This window comes from Acinetobacter lwoffii, from assembly GCF_024129735.1.
In the GTDB taxonomy this organism is placed as follows: domain Bacteria; phylum Pseudomonadota; class Gammaproteobacteria; order Pseudomonadales; family Moraxellaceae; genus Acinetobacter; species Acinetobacter lwoffii_H.
Genome location: NZ_JAMXXK010000029.1, coordinates 1 through 22,391, shown reverse-complemented (window position 1 = coordinate 22,391; position 22,391 = coordinate 1). Strand labels below are relative to the sequence as shown.

Sequence of the window (22,391 nt, the reverse complement as noted above, 5' to 3'; positions counted from 1 at the left end):
TTAAGCCTCAGCCTTATGCATGCGATAGCCCAGACCGCGAATGGTCTTGATCATCTGGCTGCCAATTTTTTTACGCAGCTGATAGATAAATACTTCAATGGCATTACTTTCAATTTCATCGCCCCAGGCATACAGCGATTCTTCCAGCTGTTCACGGGTGACGATATGTTCAGGTTGCTGCATCAGCTTGTATAGAATCTGAAATTCTTTCGCAGTGAGATTAATCGCTTGACCCGCTTTCGTCAGGGTTTTGGCTTGAGTGTCCAGACTGAGATCCTGCCAGTGCAGGATATGATTGGGTGTTTGCTGTTTCAGCCTGAGCTGGGCACGAACCCGGGCCGAAAGCTCTTCCAGACTAAACGGTTTGACCAGATAATCATTGGCACCCAGATCCAGCCCTTCGACCCGGTCATCAATACTGTCTTTAGCCGTAATAAAAATCACCGGTGTATCTTGCTGTTGGCTGCGCAAACTTTTTAGAATGTCATCTCCAGTGGCATTCGGCAGGCCACGATCCAGCAGAATACAGTCATATTTATGCTGCTCAATCGCTAGGATCGCATGATCACCACGCTCTACCCGATCAATCACATAACCGTCCATTTCCAGCCAAGTCTGGATACTGTCTGCCTGAGACTGATCATCTTCCGCCAAAAGAATACGCATATTCTGCTCCGTTTGCTTCCTTGTTCTATCTTGCCTTGAAAAAGTTCCAGACTCAAAAAAACCACATGCTTTTTGGTAACTTGCATGTGGTTTTTTGTTGCTATGTTCAAACTGATTTCAGCAAATCAGGCGATATTAGAAGCGAACCTGATCAACCTCAATTTCAACACGTTTTGCCGGTTTATAATCAATGTCGATTTCACCTGTGATGATTACCGGTGTTTTGGCTGAAATCGGTTTGCCTTGCCAAAGTTCGTCATCAATCTCAACCGTAATGGTGCCTGTACTGTCGCGGAACTGGTATTTTTCATCACCGACTGCTTTCACGACATAACCTTTGAGCTGAACTTTGCTGTCATCTTTCATGGCCAGTGCCTGTTTGACTGTAGTCGATTTAGCAAAAGCGGCCTGATTCACAGCCGTGTCACTACTTGCTATCGTAGCTGTCGCGATAGAACCCATCAATGCAGCTGCCAAAACCGTATTTATCATCATTTTCATCGCAGTTACCTCTTTAAAGTCTTGCCTTGTTTCGATGATGCTATTAAAACAGCCAAAGATGAATTGAATCTTAAGATTGCTTCATTTTCAAAATTAATTTAAGGGCACCACTCTCAGGACTTCTTCAAGCGTGGTCACACCTTCCAGAATCTTGCGCGCCCCGGCAATTCTGAGCGGCTCTACGCCTTCTTTTTTCGCCTGCTGACGCAGCTGGTTCAGGTTAGCATCCGCACCAATCAACTGTTTGGTGGTCAGACTCAGTGGCATAAACTCATAAATCCCGATACGGCCTTTATAGCCGGTATGCCGGCATTCTTCACAGCCTACCGCCTTAAAGACAAATTCCGGTCGCGGCAAAGGATAATCCGTAGCTAGATGCTGCCATTCCTGTTCATTCAGGAAGCTTTCCTGTTTGCAGTGCGGACACAGCTTACGTACCAGACGTTGAGCCAGAACACCCAAGATGGTTGCTGCTGTCAAAAATGGCTGTACGCCCAGATCATGCAGACGGGTCAGACTCGACGGCGCATCGTTGGTATGTAAAGTTGAGAGAACCAGGTGACCGGTCAATGCGGCCTGAATCGCCATATTGGCAGTGTCCTGATCACGGATCTCCCCGACCATGATAATGTCCGGATCTTGACGCATCAGTGCGCGCACGCCGTCAGCGAAGCCAAGATCGATACCATTATTGACCTGCATTTGGTTAAAGCTGGGTTCCAGCATCTCGATCGGGTCTTCAATGGTACAGACGTTGACCTGTTCAGTCGCCAGCTGCTTCAAGGTTGAATAAAGCGTAGTAGTTTTACCGGAACCGGTTGGGCCGGTCACCAGAATAATACCATGACTGTGACTGGTGAGATTATTCCAGTCATTGAGCAAATGGCCTTCAAAACCGAGTTGCTGGAAGCTTCTCACCAGCACTTCCGGATCGAAAATACGCATCACCAGTTTTTCACCAAAGGCGGTCGGCAAGGTCGACAGACGCAGTTCAGTTTCCTGTCCTTTAGGTGTCCGGGTTTTCAGACGGCCATCCTGTGGCTTACGTTTTTCCGCCACATTCATCCGGCCCAGAATCTTGATTCGGGAAATGACGGCGGTCAATGTATTGGCCGGCATGTTGTAAATCGTATGCAGCACCCCATCAATCCGGAAACGGATCTTGCCCGTATCTTTACGCGGTTCCATGTGAATATCACTGGCGCCCTGCTCAAAGGCAAATTGCAACACCCAGTCTACCAGTTTGACAATATGCTGGTCATTGGCATCCGGATTCTGTGAGTCACCCAGCTGTAGCAAGGCTTCGACGCCCTTATTTTCCCGGTCATAGGCAGAGGATTTTTGTGAACCACTGACTGCACGACTGACCTGATAATATTCAGTAATATAACGTTGTAATTGTTCTGGATTCAGTAATACCCGTTGTATTTTTTTCGGGGAAATATTTTGCTCGAGATTCGACACCCATTCGGTTTTATAAGGCTGATCCGTGGCGATCAGAACTTTGTCTGCCTGAATTTCTACTGCCAAAATATGGTTGCGCAGTGCATATTCCTGCGACATGACATGGGTCAATGCCTGTACATCAGCTTTAAGCGGATCAATAATATAGAACATCAATCCGGTTTTTTCTGCCAGCCACTGACATAAACGGTTCAGGGTCAAAGTCGTTTGGGGATGGGACTGATCGACCAGATTAAAATTGGCAATCCACTGTAAAGGGTGCCATTTTAATTGTTCACGTTGCCGATGAGTGGTCTGTACCAGCATCCGGTCGCGTTCACTGATTTTACCGTCTTTAAAGAGTTGGTCTAGACACCATGCCGTATCAATTTCAAAGTCAAATTTCATTATTATCAGTCCCCAAACTTGCCTCCACTATAACAAGTTTTTGCAGTTTTTCGCATGCTCCCGACCTATCGAATGTACGTTTCTATTTCAATCTCAAAAAGAAAGTAAAGAATGGATTTGATCACTACTGCAACATTTTTGATCTATGCAAACCTGATCTCATCACATATATTTTTAAATAATCAACTCTTAGCTTGCTGAGGTCACAGATGGATTTGACTGCGGTTCCCCTGCATGCGCATTCTTTTCATGAACTGCTCACGATACTCACCTCGGCATTGGGCTGCGGCCTGCTAATTGGTCTGGAGCGGGAACGGCATAAGCAACGTGAGCAGCAGCCGAGTTTTGCCGGCTTACGTTCCTTTGCGATCTGTGCTTTATTGGGCGCACTGTGTTTCCTTTTTGGAATCGTGATTGCTGTAATAGGTGCTTTGATCGTGGGTGGTATGGTCATTTTATCCATAAAAAATCAACCAGATGATCCGGGCATTACCACAGAGCTTGCATTTGTGATGACCTATTTTGTTGGCGCCATGTGTTTGTGGAATATTCCTCTGGCAGCCGGTCTTTCTGTGCTCTTAACCGGTATTTTGATGGCCAAACATACCATGCACAATATTGCCGGAAAATGGATTAAAGAAGCCGAATTTAGGGATGGACTATTATTACTGGCCTTAATTTTGATTGGTCTGCCGCTGACCCCTGACCGGCCTTTTTGGGGCGAAGTGCTTAACCCTTATCTTATTTTAAAATTACTGACCTTAATTTTAGTGGTACAAGCTTTGGCGCATATTGCGAAACGCTTTTTCTCGACTAAAAATGCCCTGATGCTGTCCTCCATCGCTTCCGGTTTTGTTTCCAGTACGGCGACCATCGCTCAGTTGGGCTTACAGGTCCGTAAAGGTGAAATGGATGCACGATCGAATGCCGGTGCCGCGCTGATGTCCTGTATCTCGACTATTGTGTTGCTATTGATTGTGGTCGGGGGCGTATCCTGGAGCTGGCTTAAAATCCTGCTCTTACCCTCTTTAGTTGCCGTAATCCTTCTGGCAGCCTGTGCGTTTTTATTATTGCGCAAGGCAAAACCTGCGCCGAGCATGGAATCATCAGACAGCCAGATGTTCAGTTTAAAAGAAGCGGTGATTATTGCAGTCACATTAACATTGATTCAGGCTGGAGTTTACGGACTGGAGGTCTGGCTCGGGGATGCCGGCTTACTGGCCGGGACCTTGCTCGCCTCTTTATTCGAGATTCATGCCGCGATGGCCAGTGTCGTCGTTCAAGGCGATCCCTCCAATATACGTCTGATTTATGCCCTGCTTTTAGGTCTGGGTGCTCATGCCCTGGCCAAGTCAGCCAATGCCGCTTTGACCGGTGGCTGGAAGTTTGTCCTTTATTTTGCGCCTGTGCAGATTTTGCATATGGCGGCGTTGATCGGCTTGTTGTGGTGGAACCTATAATCTAGGAAGGAATATGCTGGATAGCAACAATGAGCACTTGCTGAGCATGAATTTTGAAATGGATATCAACATTTGCAAACTTCATCCCATATACCCGTTCTTCATCTTCCTGATATGCAGGTCTTGGATCTAGAGATAAGACAGCTTCTAATTCCTGAATAGTCTGCACAGAAATTTTTCCATTTCCTAGTAATTGTTGCTTTTGCTGCTCCGCTTCATCGCTCCAAATGACGGTTTTACGTGATGGTTCATCCTGTGCATAACCGCTTTGTGCTTCAATGATAGCATCCGAATATTGAATATAAGGTTTGATATCCATAATTGGCGTGCCATCGAGCAAGTCACTCCCCGTGACATACACCTGAACATGCTTGCCAACCTTTCTCACTTCTTTGAGTTTGACCACAGATAAACCAATCGGTGATGGACGATACATGCTGCGTGTAGCAAACACGCCTATTTTCTTGTTACCGCCCAAACGTGGCGGACGCACTTGTGGACGAAACTGGCTATTGTCCTGGTTTTTATTGTCATGAAATTGCCAGATCAGCCAAAGATGACTAAATTCCTCAATCCCCTCGAAGGCGAGCAGATCATTATAAGGCCCGACCATTTCAATATAACTTTCGACCTGAACCAGATTCGGCTGACGAGGAATACCAAATTTTTCTTTATAGGGAGAACGCATATAACCAATAATCGGCAGCGTCAGTTCAGTCATCATCACTTTTTTTGATAAGCTCAATTAAATATATTCAGTTTATCGAGAATGAATTTAGATTAGAATAGCAAGCTGTTCTAATTTGATAATTTATTGAGACCTTTAATGGCTGCTTTTAACGTCGAAAAGATTACTCACGTCCACCACTGGAATGATACTTTATTCTCTTTTAAAACGACTCGTGACACTGCTTTGCGTTTTAAAAACGGTCAGTTTGTAATGATCGGCCTTGAAGTCAATGGCAAGCCGTTAATGCGCGCATATTCAATTGCAAGCGCCAACTACGAAGAAGAGTTAGAATTTTTCTCAATTAAAGTGCCTGATGGTCCACTGACTTCGATTTTACAGAAAGTAAAAGTCGGCGATGACATTTTGGTTTCTAAAAAGCCGACAGGTACATTGGTACTGGATGACTTGAACCCAGGTAAAAATCTGTACCTGTTGTCTTCTGGTACTGGTCTTGCACCGTTCCTTTCGACTATTCGCGATCCTGAAACTTACGAGCGTTTTGAAAAGATTATCGTAGTTCACGGTACCCGTTTCATTTCAGAACTGGCTTATCAAGATTTGATCCTGAATGAAGTTCCAAATCATGAATTCTTCTCTGAACTCGGCGCGAAAGAAAAATTGGTATATTACCCAACCGTAACCCGTGAAGAATATCCAAATCAAGGTCGTGTAACCACTGCGATTGAAACCGGTGAACTGTTTGAAAAAATCGGTCTGCCACGTTTCAACCCGGAAACTGACCGTGCCATGTTATGCGGTAGCCCTGCATTCCTAGATGACGTTGCTGCGCTTCTTGACCAACACGGTCTGAAAGAATCTCCAAAAATGGGCGTTCTAGGTGACTACGTGATTGAACGTGCATTCGTAGAAAAATAAGATTTTCTAAAATAAAAAACCGGACTTTTAAGTCCGGTTTTTTATTGGAATAATCACTAAATAATTAACGATCACGACCTTCCTGATTTGCAGAACCTGAACAGCCTGCGCCACCTGCAATGATGAAACCCGTTTGCGCTTTACATGAACCAATCATACGGCCATGAGAGTCAAATGTAGTCACTGACGATGCGCAGCCCGTCAATATAACAGTCGCTACGAGTGCAATAAGTGCTGATAATTTCATGATCTTCCCCTTTATTATTTACGGTTTTAAATTAATCTGATTTTGGCTTGGTGGCGTTGGTAATAGGCCTGTAGCAGCATTTGGCGTATTATAATTCACACCCAAGGCATCCCCTGAACCACTACAATGTGCACTTGCGGTCGAAAGTAGGCCACGCGTCGCCATACATGAACCGATGATTTTTCCTGTTGCATCATAAGTCACGACTTTGGAACTACAAGCGGCTAGCCCCGATATTGCCAATATTGAAAAAATTTTAATTAAATTCACATTAACCCTCGCACGATGCAAAAAACTAAATTATTAAAATTTATGTATATTTTCTGAATTTCGCCAGAGATTCTAATTTAATTTGTTTATTTGTAAAGCTTTATTTTTCAAATATTATAAAAATGGAAATAAATAAAAAGCTGCCCTGCAGGACAGCTTTAAATATAAAAATTAGCTGGATTTATGTTTAAGTGATCTTTCTTCCAGAGACTGCTTAATTACTTGATAACCTGATGTGATGCCGAGTGTAGCGATAATTACAGCCACAATAATATCCGGCCAAAGACTGCCTGTACCAAATACGCCTACGGCTGCCAAAATGACCGCAAAGTTGCCAATTGCATCATTGCGACTACAGAGCCAGACCGACCGCATATTGGAATCACCTTCACGAAAAGCATAAAGAATTGCTGCTGTAAATACATTCGCTACTAAGGCCAGCACACCAATCAGGCCCATTGTCAGTGCTTCAGGTGGAATACCTTGCAGATAGGCGTAAATCACTTTGCCAATCACTACCAGACCAAACAACGCCATGGTCATTCCCTTCACCAAAGCGACTGTTGCCCGCCAATAGAGGCTCGCACCTAGTACAGCCAAAGAAATCCCGTAATTGACGGCATCACCAAAGAAATCTAGCGCGTCTGCCCACAAGGCTGATGAATGTGCATATGCACCACCGATCAGCTCCACTACAAATAAAGTGAAGTTTACCAGCAAGGCAATCCATAGCGCTGCTCTAAATTTGCTGTTGGGCTTGATGGGTGCCGGTTCAGGACTACAACTACAGGCCATATAACTCCCCCGATGATTTTTTATCTAAAATACGATAAATTGATTAGAAACTATGGACTAACTCCAAGGTCAAGCATGAGGACGATATGTCAGTTTATTTGATTTCAGAAATGGCCAAAAAGACTGGTCTAAGCACCGATACCTTACGTTTTTATGAGAAAAAAGGCTTTATTCAGCCGAATTTTCGAGCAAGTAATCAGTATCGTTATTATGGTGAAGACGCATTAAAAAGACTGCTTTTTATCAAGCGTTGTCGGGCCTTGGACATGTCGTTAAAAGAGATTGAAACCCTGATTCAACTTGAACAAAATCCGGAACAGGACTGCTGTGCCGTCAACCAGCTGATTGATCAACATCTTTCGGATATTTCAAATAAAATTAAAGAATTACAGATATTTGAACGACAACTGATCACACTGAGAGAAAGTTGCAATACCCCGACCACCATTGATCATTGCCAGATTTTAAAAACGCTTGAAAACTCTGAAAATGACTGAATATTGAAGACATTTTATGGAGGATTCCCTACTTAAAAAAGAACCTTGTTTTACATCCAAATCGCGTATTTCCGAGTGATTTACTAGGTTGAATCCAAATTCCAGATGATTAGAATAAAGCCGTACTTTTTATATGTCTTTCGATTTGATCATGAGCATTACCACCGTTACCGAACTTCTCTCACCAGCTGGCTCACTCAAAAATATGCGCTATGCTTTTGCTTATGGTGCAGATGCAGTCTATGCCGGTCAGCCGCGTTATAGCTTGCGGGTTCGGAATAATGAATTTGACCATGACAATCTCGCCATTGGCATTAAAGAAGCACATGAACTCGGCAAAAAGTTCTATGTGGTGGTCAATATCCAGCCGCATAACTCCAAGCTGAAAAATTTTATTCGTGATTTAGCGCCTGTAGTGGCGATGCAGCCAGATGCGTTGATCATGTCCGATCCAGGTCTGATCATGCTGGTGCGTGAACATTTTCCAGAGATGGATATTCACCTGTCGGTTCAGGCCAATGCCGTGAACTGGGCAACCGTGAAATTCTGGAAAAACATGGGGCTGACCCGTGTCATTCTGTCACGTGAACTGTCGATTGAAGAAATTGCAGAAATCAAACAGCAAGTGCCCGATATGGAGATTGAGGTTTTTGTTCATGGCGCATTGTGTATGGCCTACTCTGGCCGTTGCATGCTGTCTGGCTATATGAACAAACGTGATGCCAATCAGGGTGCCTGCACCAATGCCTGCCGCTGGGAATATAAAGTTCTGGATGCCAAGGAAGATGAAACCGGTGATGTCATTCCAGTAAAAAATCTGGATTCAGGCTGCTGCTCTAAAGATGCTGATGAACAGCACATGCAAGAACAACATCAGTTTGATGAGCCTGTGCTATTGCAGCGGAATGATGAAGATATGTTTGCCGCAGAAGAAGATGAACACGGCACTTATTTCATGAATTCTAAAGATCTACGTGCAGTCCAGCATATAGAGCGCTTAACTAAAGTGGGTGTGCATTCACTGAAAATCGAAGGCCGTACCAAGTCTTATTTCTATTGCGCCCGTACTGCTCAAATTTACCGTAAAGCGATTGATGATGCGCTTGCGGGTAAACCTTTTGATCCGTCACTGATGACACAATTGGAAGGCTTAGCGAATCGTGGTTATACCGAAGGTTTTCTACGCCGCCATGTGCATAGTGAATATCAGAATTATGAACATGGTTCTTCCAGTTTTGATCATCAAATTTTCTGTGGCGAAGTGCTGGAGCGTAATGGAGATTACATCAAGATCGATGTGAAAAACCGTTTTATCGTCGGTGACTCACTCGAACTGATGACGACTAAAGGCAATATCACTTTCACTTTAACCGAAATGAAAGACAAAAAAGGTAATCTGATCGAAGATGCCAAAGGTTCAGGTCACATCGTCGAGATTCCGGTTCCGGCAGATGTTGATATGCAATATGCCCTGCTGATTCGTAATCTGCCAAGCTCGACTGCGGATATTTCGGCATCTTCACTGGCTTATCAGGCGAGTTAAATATGGCACTGCTAATTACCGACAAATGCATCAATTGCGATATGTGTTTACCGGAATGCCCGAATGACGCGATTTATGAAGGTACAAAAGTCTATGAAATTGATGTGAACCGTTGTACAGAATGCGTCGGTTTTTATGAGCATCAGACCTGTGTAGATGTCTGTCCGATTGAATGCATTGTTCCACATCCGGAGTATCGGGAAACACAAGAACAATTACTGGAAAAATTTAAGGGTTTGAACTTATTTAAATCTTAAAAATGAAGCGATGGAATAAACATTGCTTTATATAAAAACAACCTTGGGGAAAGTATAAAAATAAGGGTTGAAAACAAAAACTGTGCAGAGGAAAGGAACAGCTGAAAGTGCGTGGGGACACTTTTGGCTGTTCCAATAATAAATATAAAAAAAGGAACTCGGGTGTTAGCGTCCTGAGTTCCTATAAAGCGATAATAATGTATTTATAAGATATAGCACCTCGGTTTTGGGGAACCCAGGTGCTATTTTTTTATTGTCCTGAACGGATGATGTAATCAAAAGCAGACAGTGACGCCTTGGCACCTTCACCGGTGGCAATGATGATCTGCTTGTACGGCACTGTGGTACAGTCACCCGCTGCAAATACACCTTTGACATTGGTTTCGTTGCGGTCGTTAATCACAATCTCGCCACGGTTGGTTAGCTCAACTTGGGTTTCTTTCAGGAAGTCCGTATTTGGCAACAAACCGATTTGCACGAAGATCCCCGCCAGCTCAACCACATGCTCTTCATCCGTAGCACGGTCTTTGTATTTCAGTGCAGTCACTTGTGAACCATCACCAACCACTTCCGTAGATAAAGCATTTTTGATCACGGTGGTATTCGGCAAGCTGTTCAGCTTGTCTTGCAACACCTGATCCGCACGCAATTTGGTATCAAACTCCACCAGGGTGACATGCTCCACAATCCCCGCCAGGTCAATCGCCGCTTCGACACCCGAGTTACCGCCACCGATGACCGCAACACGTTTACCCTTGAACAAAGGACCATCACAGTGCGGGCAGTAGGCTACACCACGAGTTTTATATTCCTGCTCACCCGGAACGTTCATCTCTCTCCAGCGTGCGCCGGTCGACAGAATCACGGTTTTAGATTCCAGTTTGGCACCATTCGCTAAAGTCACTTCCACCAGACCATTGGCCGTTTCGTCTGCCCCTTTGATATCAGACACACGTTGCAGGTTCATGATGTCGACACCATATTCACGCACGTGGGCTTCCATCTCGGCAGCAAATTTAGGACCTTGGGTCTTCTGTACAGACGTAAAGTTTTCAATGTCCATGGTATCCATGACCTGACCGCCCATGCGTTCAGCCACGATCCCGGTTTTAATGCCTTTACGTGCTGCATAGATCGCAGAAGTATTCCCTGCAGGACCACCACCGATCACCAGGACATCAAAGGCATCTTTGGCATTCAGCTTTTCCGCATCTTTGGTAGCGGCATTGCTGTCCAACTTGGCAATGATTTCTTCCAGCGTCATACGACCCTGACCTATATGCTGGTTGTCCTGGAACACCATCGGAACCGCCATGATTTTGCGTTCTTCTACTTCTTCCTGGAAGAAAGCCCCATCAATCATGGTCGCTGTAGTGCCTGGGTTATAGATGGCGATCAGGTTAAGTGCCTGAACCACATCCGGACAGTTATGGCAGCTTAAGGATACAAATACATCGAAATTAGATTGAACACCCAGGCTCTTGATATTCGCCAGAACTTCATCAGAGACTTTCGGTGCATAACCTGAGGTTTGCAACAATGTCAGGATCAGTGAGGTGAACTCATGGCCCATTGGCAAGCCTGCAAAGAATACACGTGGTTCCTCACCAGCTTTTGCAATCCCGAAACTTGGCGCACGTGCATTGGTCCCGTCAAAGCGTGCAGTCACCAGGTCAGACAGTGCAGCCACTTCGGACACCAGTTCCTGGATTTTGGCTGATTTGTCAGAGCCATCCAAAGTCGCCACCAGTTCAATCGGGCCTTCTAGGCGTTCTAATAAGGTTTTAAGTTGGGCTGAAGTATTTTGATCTAACATTGCTAACGTCTCCAAAGGAGTAAATGTTTATTTGATACAGCCATGATAGGACAATCGACTGAATAGGTAAAACAGGTTGTTTTTATTTTATTGATCGATATTTTAGATTATTAAGCTAAACCTAGTTTTTTTTACTGCCTTATTTAAATTTTTGAGCTGTGTTAAGCAAGTTGAATAGGTTATCTTAAAAATAGCATTGAAATTTTATCAAAAAAATGCTCCCTATTCAGGAGCATTTTGGGAAATTAATGAATCCGCTGTTCGATACGGAGTGATCGACCCTTGATTGAGTTGGCCAAGAAAAACAAGATTAGGCTAAGTAGTGCCGATAAAATAGCAACACCAATAATAACCAGATTCGTGATCTGATTTAACTGATCCGCCTGTTGCACCTGTGTATTTACACTCTTGGCGACTGGTGTCATGGCTTGACCATAGACCTGTTGCTGCATGGTCCAGATTTGTTCAGGCTTGAAACCATATTGTTCAAATTTAGGATCCTGTTTTTCTGCTTCAACCAGGTTTAAAACATAAGGTTTTGCGGCAGATAAATCCTGCGGCTTATGCAGCAATGCCGTTTGCGCTAGTAAATAAGATTTCACCGGTGCTGCAATCTCTGAATCGGCCAGATAACGGGCAATTTCACTGTCATTGATATTGCTGTCGTAATACACCACTTGCTGATAAGCATCATCCCGATCATTACGTAGATCATGCTGCCAGTAAGTTAATCCTGACCAGATCACGATAAAAGCGATCAGCCAGGCGACAAATTTCAGTACAAAAGACTGAAAGCGAACATAAAAGAAACGCAACTTTTTCAGTAAGCCAATCACAAAGAATGCGCCGATAAAAGAGGCAAAAATTTTAATAATCAGCCAGCCAAACCAGCTCAGCAAACTAAAAAAATAATCCGGACTATCACCAATGCTGGCCAGTGTGGCATCTACACTGACCGGTAAATGCAATTGCTGTACTTGGGTACTCAGGCCAAAAAAGCCATAGACCAGTTCCTGCTGGAAAAATAGGCTGATCAATGAGGCTATAAATATGGTAGAACTAGTCAAACCCAATAGCATCAAATTGCGTTGACGTTTCTTGAGTGCAACTACCCCCTGCTTGATGTCCTGAGGCTTAACGGCATATTCATCTAAGGGCGGCAATCTCTACTCCTTCTTTCAGATTTTGGCCCTACCTGATTTAGTTGGGCTTGGATCCACTGGTACTTGATTCAATCACCAAATGATTTAGATTATCTTGCAAAGCTTTCAAACGCACGGTTGCTTCTGTGCGTTTTTGTACACCTTCTTTCTGGATCTGAATCACATCATTTACAGTTTTAATGAGGGTATTTTGCACATGTTCAAGCGTTTCGATGTCAATCACCGAGCGCTGGTTGGCTTTAGCAGTATCGACCGAGTTCTGATGTAACAGGTCAGCATTACGGCGCAGCAGCTCATTGGTAGCATCATCAATGGTATTGGCCAGCTGCACACTGTTCTTCTGTTCGCTCAATGAAATCGCCAGACTGATCTGGTTTTTCCACGCTGGTAAAGTAATATTTTTGATCGCATAAAACTTGTCGACTAGCATCAGGTTATTTGACTGAATAATCCGGATCATTGGCAAGGTCTGCATGGCAGACTGCTGCAGTACCTGTAAATCACTGACACGTTTTTCCAGATTATTGGCCAGATGGTTCAGGTCATAAATTTTCTGGGTGGTGCTCTGATCTTGCGGTAAGGCGGTTAAAGCGGAAATTTCCTGCTGCAGCTCCTGTTCGCGTAAACGGCCTGCGGCGATATGTACCCCGAGCTGTTTATATTCATCCTGTACCCCGTCAAACATTTTATCCAGGGTATCAACACGTGCTTTCAAACCGGATTGCGAGGTTTCAATCTCTTTCACCAGTACATCTAGCTGCTCTTTAGTGGTATTGAAATGCGCATCAAAGTTATCTTTCGCACCTTTGAATTTGCTAATGATATTGCCAAAAAAACCCGAACTTTTCTTTTTATTGAGAATACTGCTGGTATTCAGCTGCTGAGCCACCTGTACCACCTGATTCAGCTTCTGTCCTGTCGCATCCAGATCTCTATTTTGCACCAGATTCAGTAATTCATCGGTATAGGTCGAAGTTTTGGTCGCAATATTTTTGCCATATTCAGCCACGCTGTTATGACTCATGTTCTGCAACTCTTTACGTGCAGCCAGCACCTCCTGAAAGTCAGCAGGCTGTAAGCCCAGTTCTTTCAGGTCCATTTGCTGGAATTTTTGTTCGACCAGTTCATTCGAGCTTTCAACAGGTAAATTTACTAAATCAGACTTGGTCATAGTTCACCTTATATTGTTATGTTTTCGAGGGTTTCTCGAGGGATTTTTTTAACGTTTTAATCAGACTCTCACGGCTATTATCAAGTTTTTCCAGATCACTTGTCGAGTGTTTCGTCTGGCTTTGTTTGACATGATATTGCCAGGCCGGAATCAAGACCTGCTGTGCTTCCTTAAAGCGATCCAGCAGGCTAAAGGAAAGCTGCTGCGAAAGCTGCATCTGGGTAATGGCGATGTCATTACTGCTTTGCAAGGTACGTAAGGTATTAATTTTCTTGGAGAGGCGTTCTGAAAAATTATCCAAGGGATGCTGGTTTTTGACGAATAGCGGATATTCAGACAGAAACTCGTCTGCTGCGACAATGTGCTTGGCCATCTGTTCGCGCAACCCCAAAAGCTGCTGAAAACGTGACTGCGATTTCTGAATTTCAATCTGCAATTTACGGCTTAAGTGATCGGCCTGATCGAGCAAACGGTCTAGCCGTTGATAATATTCCACCTGACTTGAGCCATAATCCAGATCGATGCCTAGCCATTTCTGTAGGGCATTAAATTTACGTTTTTTCAGATATTTTTTAGATTCTGCCAAAGCCTGAATCAATTGCTCAATGGTATGGCTTAACTGTTGGGTCAAGTGCGGGTCTACACCATTCAGTAGAACGGACTGTGCCTGAATCAAAGCATCTGCATAATGATTCAGCCCATATTGATTATCCAGTACAGGCACAAGCTCATTACGCTTAATCGCCAGAATTTCCTCACGATCAAGCATCATGTCAGTCAAGGCAGGTAGAGCTTCAAAGCGCGACATGGTTGAGGCGATATCCTTTAAAAAAAGTGAAACAAAGAAGTCTAGAACATCTTCGAATGTAGCAAAAAAACAGACTGCGTTGTGTATATTTATCCAGAAATTCGTTACATCACTTTAACTAAATGCATGTTTTATCTTTATTTTAATTATGATTTTGGCAAGACAATCCAATTACAGAGATAAATGGCTACGTAGCATCTTGAGAATTGTTTAACTTTAAGCATTTAGAACTTTAAAATGTATTCAATCTGATCTAAATGCTTACAACACCAGGTTTTACTTAAAATCCATATACAAAAAAGCCATATTGCTATGGCTTTCAAGGATGATCCAACGCTGGCTTAAAGATAATCCCCTTCGCTCTCCGGCTGAAACAGCACTTTTTCAATGGTCACTTTCATGGTATTACCATCCGGTTGTGGCCATTCAATGGTTTGACCTTCTGCTAAGCCCAAAATGGCTGCACCTATCGGTGCGATGACATTGACCTGCCCCTTTTCACCTTTAAATTCGTGTGGGTAAACTAGTGTCACCTCAACAGCTTCCGTAGAAGGTGCAATGGTCAACAACACACGGGAATGCATGGTCACGATATTGCTTGCGATCGCTTGCGGCTCGACCACTTCGGCACGTGCCAATTCATCCTCTAAGCGGATCATGGTTTCGCTCAGCTTGCTCTGATTCTCCAGCATCGTTTCCAGACGATGTAAATCTTGCTCAGATAAAATAATGTTGGGTTTAGTCATCCTTATTACCTTGTTTAATGCATAAATGAAAAATTAATCAATCAACCGCCAGCAGCATTTTTAAATACAGGATTTACCCATATTCAAATGATACCGATCCATATAACGTTTAAATAAAAAGAATGATGTCATTCACGGCGCTTATATCAGCACCACCTTACAGTAACATGGGATTCACTCAAGCGCTTCATCTACCATGATCTTCAGCTCAATAACCTATTATTTTTAAAGTGTCAGGTTCTGAAAATAATTCCTGTAAATAATTTCAAGCAAAGCATGCAACGAATGCATTCATTCTTTTAAAGCATTTAAAAATACAAATAGTTGATAAAAGACTTTAAGCCAGATTGAGAAAAACTCAATATGATTTTATTGATGACTCAATCTCTTACGGCATGGAAATTGATCTATATAAGCCCGATCAAGTCTAAACATCTTTTACATCGTTATTTTTACAGCTATAAAAAAAGCTCCCGGTTGGGAGCTCCTTTCCGTTTATAAGCGATTATGCATAAACTGGGAATTTAGCACATACCGCTGCAACTTTCTCTTTCACCGCGTTGATAACAGCTTCATCGCCTTTAGCATCTAGGATGTCAGCGATCCAGCCTGCAAGTTCACGCACTTCAGCTTCGCCAAAACCGCGAGTTGTTACTGCAGGTGTACCGATACGGATACCTGAAGTGACGAACGGAGAGCGTGGATCGTTTGGTACAGAGTTTTTGTTCACAGTAATGTGAGCAGCACCTAACCAAGCGTCAGCTTCTTTACCTGTGATGTCTTGTTTGATTAAAGACAACAAGAACAAGTGGTTTTCAGTACCACCAGAAACTACGTCATAACCACGAGCGATTAATACTTCAGCCATTGCTTTCGCATTCACAACTACTTGTTGCTGATAAGCTTTGTATTCAGGTGCCATTGCTTCTTTGAAGCAGATTGCTTTCGCAGCAATCGCGTGAACCAAAGGACCACCCTGGTTGCCTGGGAATACAGCCGATTGAAGTTTCTTCTCGATTTCTTCGTTTGCTTTCGCAAGGATCAGACCTGAACGTGGACCACGAAGTGTTTTGTGAGTCGTAGTCGTAGTAACGTCAGCGATTTGCACCGGGCTTGGGTAAACGCCAGCGGCAACCAAACCTGCAACGTGAGCCATATCAACAAACAGATAAGCGCCAACTTTGTCCGCGATTTCACGGAAACGCTGCCAGTCAACGATTTGGCTGTATGCAGAGAAACCAGCAACGATCATGCGTGGCTTGTGCTCAAGCGCCAAACGCTCAACTTCTTCGTAATCGATCTCGCCAGTTACAGGATTTAAACCGTACTGAATCGCGTTATATGTTTTACCAGAGAAGCTTACTTTTGCACCGTGAGTCAAGTGACCACCGTGAGCAAGGCTCATACCCAGAACTGTATCGCCTGGGTTAAGAAGCGCTAAGTAAACTGCTGAGTTTGCTTGTGAACCAGCATGTGGCTGAACGTTAGCATAATCAGCACCAAAGAGTTCTTTAGCACGGTCAATCGCCAATTGTTCGATAACGTCTACATACTCGCAACCGCCATAGTAGCGTTTACCTGGGTAGCCTTCCGCATATTTGTTAGTAAGTTTTGAACCTTGAGCTTCCATAACTGCTGGTGAGCAGTAGTTTTCAGAAGCGATTAGCTCAATATGAGCTTCTTGACGAGCATCTTCATTCGAGATTGCTTGAGCTAATTCTGGATCAAATTCAGCGATAGAGATATTGGCAAACATTAGCGAGGTCCTATTGATTTAGGGCTTTTAAGCCGTGCTAAGATTGGCGCGTATTGTAGCATGAAGTTTTAAATTTTCGATCATGAACTTTATTCAGTTTGCAATAAAAATGGCTCATATCTAAAAAAACATGAGCCATTCAGATAAAAATAAGTTATTGAATTGGCATTAGAGATTTTACATCTGAAATAATATTAGGAATATTCAGTGCATAGACGCTACCATGATCCCATTTAGTCGCATTTGACTCATCCGTAATATAACGTACTGAAGTTTGTTTCTGATTGGCGAGTGCAACCAAAACATCTGTTGCTGCTTTCGGAACGGTACTATCTGCTGAACCCTGATAAATAATCACTGGCGTAGAAACTTTAACAAGTAAAGGCTGAGAATCTTTTTCCAAGAAGCTCTTTACGACTGGAATACTCATAAAGTTAGTTTGAGTACGAGGATATCCTTCTAAAGTTCCGTTATTTTGAGCATACTGTCCCATTGCAGCACCAAATTTATTACCCAGTACATCATAGCAATCAGTTTCCGCATTCTTAGCGATCTGGTCAGTCGGTGTTTTAAAAATCTGGCTATATTGCAGATTTGGGTTTGGATTACGTAAACCGGCAGTAATCAATGCCGTGAACGTATCTAAAGACGCCAAAGTTTCAATCTTTTTACCCAGATCGGTTTCTTGTCCAGCTTGCGTCTCACCACCTGACAAAATCAGGCTAAAATTAGAAGCAGGTGCTAAAGCTACCGTACCTTTATAGGTCATCTTAGAAGCACGTGCTGCATATTGCGCAGCGCCTAAAGCTGCCTGGCCACCTTGAGAATGCCCTACTGCAACCCATTGATTGGACGCTTGTGAACCTAAATAATTTCGTGCAGCCACAACTGCATCAGTAATAGAATAAGCTTCACTTTTCAGATTCAAGAAAGGATGAAGTTCTTTTCCACTTGGCTCTCCTAAACCTTCATAGTCAGGTGCCACTACAATATAGCCAGCTTGGAGAAACCCGCCAATCATGGCTTTAATATAATCATTCAGCGCTTTTCGACTCGGCGCACACTGATCAGCTACACCGGTAGTTCCATGTGCCCATGCCACAATTGGCCAGCCTGTAGCTGGAGGCGTTCCCTCGGGTGTGAAAACTGATGCAGTAGCTTGTGTTTCCTTACCATTAATTCCTAACATCTTATAAGTCATGATCACACTTTCGTCAGCGATCCCGGAGAAATCCGTTTGAGTATAGGCTACAGGTGTTGCCACGACTGGATTATCGATATTATTTACTGGAACAGCAGGTTTGGACTCGTAAAAACGATCATTATCACTATCATCGTTACAAGCAGTTAAGGCTACACTTAATGTGAGAAGAGCACAGGTCAATACTTGACGTTTCATCGATCTTATCCTTATCTTATTTATTATCGTCTCTAATGAGTTTTTCTGGTTTTATCTTTAACAAACGATAAAACTACATGTAATTTCCCAATTTATCTAAACAATATCAAGAAAAGAATGCGTTATTTTTTCTATTAAATTCGCGTCAGTTTATATTTATTATGAAATCAGCAAACTTAAAAATAGAGAATTTCCCCTTTTCAGAACTATACAAATAGTCGTCATACGTTAAAAAGCCTGCAATTAATACAGAAATAAAGCAATTCAATTGTCAGTTGCAAAATAATAATGTTAGATTTTACTCTCCTCTCTTTTCAGGCACATTTCCGACATGCAGGCCATTATTCTTGATACCGAAACGCATACTTTAAATGGTCAACCCATCGAAATTGCTTATGCGCCTGTCGAAATTGTAGAGCATAAAATCAGTCTGGATAAAAGCCGCCTGTTTGATCAGCTTTATTCATGTGACGAAGCCATTTCTTTTGCTGCCATGGCCGTGCATCATATTCTGGAATCGGATCTGGAAGGTCAGCCGCATTACACTACCTTTCGCCTACCTGATGAAACCGTCTACATGATCGGCCATAATATTGATTATGACGTCCGTGCCATCGAAAAATGTGGCGTAGATACTTCAAAAATCAAGGCAATTTGCACCTTGGCTTTAGCTCGTCGGGTCTGGCCAGATGCGGAAGCACACAATATTTCTGCACTGATCTATATGATCACCAAAGGCAGCGAAAGAGCGCGTGAAATGATCCGTAAAGCACATCGTGCCGATATGGATATTATTTTAACTGCCAATATTTTGATGCATATTGTGCATCATTTAAAAATCAACAGTATGCAGGAATTATTCGATGCTTCTGAAGATGCCCGAATTCCACGTACGATTAATTTTGGCAAACATCGCGGCACCGCTATTGCAGAACTTCCTACTGACTATGTGCAATGGCTATTGCGTCAGGATGAACTGGATCCTTATTTACGTAAGGCCCTTGAAAATACGGCGATCACGACATTATAGGTTTTATCAAAACAAACCTCAGTATTTTAATAAATACTTCATATTAATGTAATTTTCACAGACTATGCTCTAGCTGAATTTTAGCAACAATCTATTCAGCTATGATGCATTTTTATAAAACTCAACGTGGGATCGAGGTGCTACAGGATCGCTCCATCCCACTGACCGCACGCCAACGCCGCTTACTGGTTCTGATCGGCAGCCAGGATTTCAACTTATTAAATGATGGCTTAAAACAACAGCTTGCTCCTGCCGAACTCTTAGATCAGCTTTATGCCATGGATTTAATTATTCCAGCTGAAACGGGCGAGGTAGCCATCAGTCAAAAGCAGGCTGATGCAAGAACAGATACAAAAGTTGACCTGGCACACTCCGAGATTCACCGATCGTTGGACTCATCGATAGCAGCAGCTTCTGCGACAAAAGAACTCCATCCTGAGATGGAATCCATTAAAGTAGCGCAGGACATTCCATCTGCTGAAACGGATTCAAGCCATGCAAAAAAGCTGCCTGAACTGCAACCTATGTCTTTTGAAGACCTTAAATATATGATGATGGAAAGCTTACAAAAATATTGTGGCTTGATGGCCAAGCAGCAAATTCATCAGATTTTACAGGCGCCGGATACGCGCAGTTTAAAACTGTGCCAAATGCAATGGATTACGTCCCTTCAGGAAAGCCGTATTGCTCCCCAAGAATTGAATCACATTCTGAAGCAGATCAATTTTGCTTTAGACCAATTGCAGCAAAATGAAGCGCCTGAATAAGAATATCTTAGTCTTTTAAACTCTTAAATAAGCGAGTTTAACAATGAGGCAGCTTTAATTATTTAAGATAACTAATTGGTTATTTGATATATTTATATTTAAGCAAAATTTAAAGCTCGAAATATCCGACTTAAGCGTGATAGAAAAAGAATTATAATCCCGCCATATAGTGAGCATAGACATCCGATTGGATCATGTATATGTCACATTATTTAGAATTCGATGCGTTCGATAATCCCATGCAACTGAGTAAAGTTGGCAATTGGGTAATTACCTTTTTAAGTCCGGTTGAAGAACTGCAATTTGTGCAACTGGCGATCACCTATGTACTTCCCCGCCAGATCAGTGACAGCTTGCAACCGCGCCGTGTGTTGATTCAAAAAAGTCCCATTGAGCATCATTGGCTGATCCAGGCCATTGAATGTTTTGACAGCACGACTCGTCAGGAAATTTCTTTAAGCCCTGAGCATACAATCGCACAGCAAACTTTAGTGCAGATTCTAAAAGATTTTGAAAAATATGATGTGAATCTGCAGCTTAAACAGATTTAAATATTTGCTCACTCCAGCGAGCTTTTTTATTGTTATGGGATATTTCTTCGGCCAATTAAAGCCCATTATCACGTTGTCTTCTCTTAGATATTGAATCAGAAGCTGATTATAGCTGCATACAGTAGTATCCAAGCTAGCAAACACCAAAGTATAAAAAACTCACCTAAATGGTGAGTTTTTTATCTGCTGAATCGGTGATTTCGGATAAATAAGTTCAATTTTTTTCTACCTATCTGAAGTTCACTGATTAAATTATTCGATAACGCGATAAATATTTGAAGATTGTTGGCTTTCAAACAACAACTCAATACTCGGCAGAATGGTTTCACCATCCACCACGATGTGTTCAATTTTTTTGACCAACTCAGCTGCATGATGAATGTTGTGCTCTGCAAAGGAACGCAGCATCGCTTTCGCTTCAGTCACTTGGCTAAATTGATCTTTCACTTTGATATCAATCATCTTTGACATTTTTCCTTCCTCTCTCATTATCCAATTTGCAGTTTTTTATACCATAATTAGCCAAGCGATTAATCTTCAAGATGTTAGCGAATTTGGCAATGTAAACTTTTTTATCTGAATGGATTATAAGAAAAAAAATATTAAACTGAATGAATTGTGCAGACATTAAAAAAGCTCGCATTTCTGCGAGCTCTGTGTTGGATGGCTAGTGCTAGATTTATTGTCTGGTGATAAACATCAAACTCAACTAACTGTCATTGATCCGTCCAACTTATCGGTAGCGTCTTATTGATTTTACGACCTACCATGAGTTGAATATAACAGTATTTTTTTAGCCGACAATACCCTTTTACACTTCTAAAAGAAGACTTATACAAGATTTCAATTGTCATTTTTTTAAAGCAGATTAGAATATTTATGGCTTGCCATCCGAAGAATTTTGTATTTATATCATCTTTATTTAATTCATTGATTTCTAGAAAAATATCTTATTAAGTATACGATTTCCGATTGAATAGCCCGCTCAATACTTTCTTTCCTAACCTCTAATAAGCGCTTCAAAATTTAAACTCGAATATGATTTTTTATGAAAAAATACTTCCGGAAAAGGACGCAATATTCAAAGAAACTGCTGTCATAGAATCTATACGACTAATTTTAAAAGGTTATTTTCAAAAATTGGCGATAATTCAATCTCCTCATTAAGGTCAATTAACCATATTTTTGTCTGAGTACTTCATCATGTAGAGGGACGGATCAAAATTATTGAATAGATTTTCTGAACGTTAAATGTCATATTTTTATTTGTAGCATAGTTAAATATTCAGAACCTTACTCAGCTTTTCAAAGCTACCCTATTTACATGCAATCGATCTGTAAACTCTAAATTTGATCAAAATAAAAACTCCTACTTAATAGAATAGGACTTACGCATTGACGGATTTAAAAAAGTCTCAAACTACTTTATAACGTATCTGTGATCAGACGAACTAAACATGCTTCTACAGCAACTTGTACATTACCCATTTA

Annotated in this window: 23 protein-coding genes; 8 read left to right on the top strand and 15 right to left on the bottom strand. The window is 42.4% G+C overall.

Annotated features, from left to right (window positions below; genetic code table 11):
- The 3 genes from NI469_RS09615 to tfpB all read right to left on the bottom strand — a co-directional run bounded on the left by NI469_RS09615 (position 1) and on the right by tfpB (position 3,018).
- On the bottom strand, positions 1-666 hold the full coding sequence (locus NI469_RS09615) for a response regulator transcription factor (protein WP_253174983.1): 666 nt from the start codon (positions 664-666) through the stop codon (positions 1-3).
- 135 nt (positions 667-801) lie between these two features.
- Positions 802-1,167: a NirD/YgiW/YdeI family stress tolerance protein gene (locus NI469_RS09610; protein ID WP_004645581.1), complete on the bottom strand. Its 366-nt coding sequence runs from the start codon at positions 1,165-1,167 to the stop codon at positions 802-804.
- Between the two features lie 93 nt (positions 1,168-1,260).
- Complete coding sequence (gene tfpB / locus NI469_RS09605; RefSeq protein ID WP_253174981.1) at positions 1,261-3,018, bottom strand: type IV pilus assembly ATPase TfpB; 1,758 nt, start codon at positions 3,016-3,018, stop codon at positions 1,261-1,263.
- Between the two features lie 209 nt (positions 3,019-3,227).
- On the opposite strand from tfpB, the gene NI469_RS09600 reads away from it, so the two are divergent.
- Positions 3,228-4,478, top strand: a complete 1,251-nt coding sequence (locus tag NI469_RS09600) for an MgtC/SapB family protein (protein WP_253174979.1) — start codon at positions 3,228-3,230, stop codon at positions 4,476-4,478.
- Between the two features lies 1 nt (position 4,479).
- On the opposite strand, the gene tsaA is transcribed toward NI469_RS09600, so the two are convergent.
- On the bottom strand, positions 4,480-5,199 hold the full coding sequence (tsaA, locus tag NI469_RS09595; protein WP_253174978.1) for a tRNA (N6-threonylcarbamoyladenosine(37)-N6)-methyltransferase TrmO: 720 nt from the start codon (positions 5,197-5,199) through the stop codon (positions 4,480-4,482).
- Positions 5,200-5,304: 105 nt separating this feature from the next.
- Between tsaA and NI469_RS09590 the strand changes: the two genes are divergently transcribed.
- Positions 5,305-6,084 carry a ferredoxin--NADP reductase gene (locus tag NI469_RS09590; RefSeq protein WP_004279005.1) on the top strand — a complete coding sequence of 260 codons (780 nt, stop codon included), beginning with the start codon at positions 5,305-5,307 and terminating at the stop codon, positions 6,082-6,084.
- Positions 6,085-6,148: 64 nt separating this feature from the next.
- Here NI469_RS09590 and NI469_RS09585 read toward each other — a convergent pair whose 3' ends face one another.
- From NI469_RS09585 to NI469_RS09575, 3 genes are all read right to left on the bottom strand, one after another.
- Positions 6,149-6,331 (bottom strand): YgdI/YgdR family lipoprotein, encoded by a 183-nt coding sequence (locus NI469_RS09585; protein ID WP_085064142.1) that lies wholly within the window; start codon positions 6,329-6,331, stop codon positions 6,149-6,151.
- A gap of 18 nt (positions 6,332-6,349) precedes the next feature.
- Positions 6,350-6,601: a hypothetical protein gene (locus NI469_RS09580; protein ID WP_071851683.1), complete on the bottom strand. Its 252-nt coding sequence runs from the start codon at positions 6,599-6,601 to the stop codon at positions 6,350-6,352.
- Between the two features lie 171 nt (positions 6,602-6,772).
- The gene (locus tag NI469_RS09575; RefSeq protein ID WP_005247456.1) at positions 6,773-7,396 is read right to left on the bottom strand and encodes a cation efflux transmembrane domain-containing protein; all 624 of its coding nucleotides are present in this window, start codon (positions 7,394-7,396) and stop codon (positions 6,773-6,775) included.
- A gap of 86 nt (positions 7,397-7,482) precedes the next feature.
- On the opposite strand from NI469_RS09575, the gene NI469_RS09570 reads away from it, so the two are divergent.
- The 3 genes from NI469_RS09570 (at position 7,483) to NI469_RS09560 (ending at position 9,693) form a co-directional block, all read left to right on the top strand.
- Positions 7,483-7,893 carry a Cd(II)/Pb(II)-responsive transcriptional regulator gene (locus tag NI469_RS09570; protein ID WP_044112990.1) on the top strand — a complete coding sequence of 137 codons (411 nt, stop codon included), beginning with the start codon at positions 7,483-7,485 and terminating at the stop codon, positions 7,891-7,893.
- Between the two features lie 133 nt (positions 7,894-8,026).
- Entirely contained in the window at positions 8,027-9,436 is a 1,410-nt protein-coding gene (gene trhP, locus NI469_RS09565) for a prephenate-dependent tRNA uridine(34) hydroxylase TrhP (RefSeq protein WP_253174976.1), read from the top strand.
- A 2-nt stretch (positions 9,437-9,438) separates the two neighbouring features.
- Positions 9,439-9,693: a YfhL family 4Fe-4S dicluster ferredoxin gene (locus NI469_RS09560; RefSeq protein ID WP_253174974.1), complete on the top strand. Its 255-nt coding sequence runs from the start codon at positions 9,439-9,441 to the stop codon at positions 9,691-9,693.
- 250 nt (positions 9,694-9,943) lie between these two features.
- On the opposite strand, the gene ahpF is transcribed toward NI469_RS09560, so the two are convergent.
- The 7 genes from ahpF to NI469_RS09525 form a co-directional block, all read right to left on the bottom strand.
- Positions 9,944-11,509, bottom strand: coding sequence for an alkyl hydroperoxide reductase subunit F (gene ahpF / locus NI469_RS09555; RefSeq protein ID WP_253174972.1), 1,566 nt, complete (start codon positions 11,507-11,509; stop codon positions 9,944-9,946).
- Between the two features lie 245 nt (positions 11,510-11,754).
- Positions 11,755-12,672 (bottom strand): hypothetical protein, encoded by a 918-nt coding sequence (locus NI469_RS09550; protein WP_195725805.1) that lies wholly within the window; start codon positions 12,670-12,672, stop codon positions 11,755-11,757.
- A 37-nt stretch (positions 12,673-12,709) separates the two neighbouring features.
- The gene (locus NI469_RS09545) at positions 12,710-13,843 is read right to left on the bottom strand and encodes a toxic anion resistance protein (protein WP_129716469.1); all 1,134 of its coding nucleotides are present in this window, start codon (positions 13,841-13,843) and stop codon (positions 12,710-12,712) included.
- A 16-nt stretch (positions 13,844-13,859) separates the two neighbouring features.
- Entirely contained in the window at positions 13,860-14,651 is a 792-nt protein-coding gene (locus NI469_RS09540; RefSeq protein WP_004279021.1) for a hypothetical protein, read from the bottom strand.
- A gap of 341 nt (positions 14,652-14,992) precedes the next feature.
- Entirely contained in the window at positions 14,993-15,397 is a 405-nt protein-coding gene (gene rnk, locus NI469_RS09535) for a nucleoside diphosphate kinase regulator (protein WP_004279022.1), read from the bottom strand.
- Between the two features lie 505 nt (positions 15,398-15,902).
- Entirely contained in the window at positions 15,903-17,153 is a 1,251-nt protein-coding gene (gene glyA / locus NI469_RS09530; RefSeq protein WP_004279023.1) for a serine hydroxymethyltransferase, read from the bottom strand.
- A gap of 154 nt (positions 17,154-17,307) precedes the next feature.
- Positions 17,308-18,552: an alpha/beta hydrolase family protein gene (locus NI469_RS09525; RefSeq protein ID WP_253174970.1), complete on the bottom strand. Its 1,245-nt coding sequence runs from the start codon at positions 18,550-18,552 to the stop codon at positions 17,308-17,310.
- Positions 18,553-18,883: 331 nt separating this feature from the next.
- Between NI469_RS09525 and NI469_RS09520 the strand changes: the two genes are divergently transcribed.
- The 3 genes from NI469_RS09520 to NI469_RS09510 all read left to right on the top strand — a co-directional run bounded on the left by NI469_RS09520 (position 18,884) and on the right by NI469_RS09510 (position 20,900).
- Entirely contained in the window at positions 18,884-19,582 is a 699-nt protein-coding gene (locus NI469_RS09520; protein ID WP_004279026.1) for a DUF3820 family protein, read from the top strand.
- Positions 19,583-19,683: 101 nt separating this feature from the next.
- On the top strand, positions 19,684-20,349 hold the full coding sequence (locus NI469_RS09515; protein WP_004279028.1) for a hypothetical protein: 666 nt from the start codon (positions 19,684-19,686) through the stop codon (positions 20,347-20,349).
- 200 nt (positions 20,350-20,549) lie between these two features.
- Positions 20,550-20,900, top strand: coding sequence for a hypothetical protein (locus tag NI469_RS09510; protein ID WP_004731641.1), 351 nt, complete (start codon positions 20,550-20,552; stop codon positions 20,898-20,900).
- Positions 20,901-21,152: 252 nt separating this feature from the next.
- Here NI469_RS09510 and NI469_RS09505 read toward each other — a convergent pair whose 3' ends face one another.
- A complete protein-coding gene (locus tag NI469_RS09505; RefSeq protein ID WP_004645598.1) occupies positions 21,153-21,371 on the bottom strand; it encodes a hypothetical protein in 219 nt (72 codons plus the stop codon).
- Positions 21,372-22,391 lie beyond the last annotated feature (1,020 nt).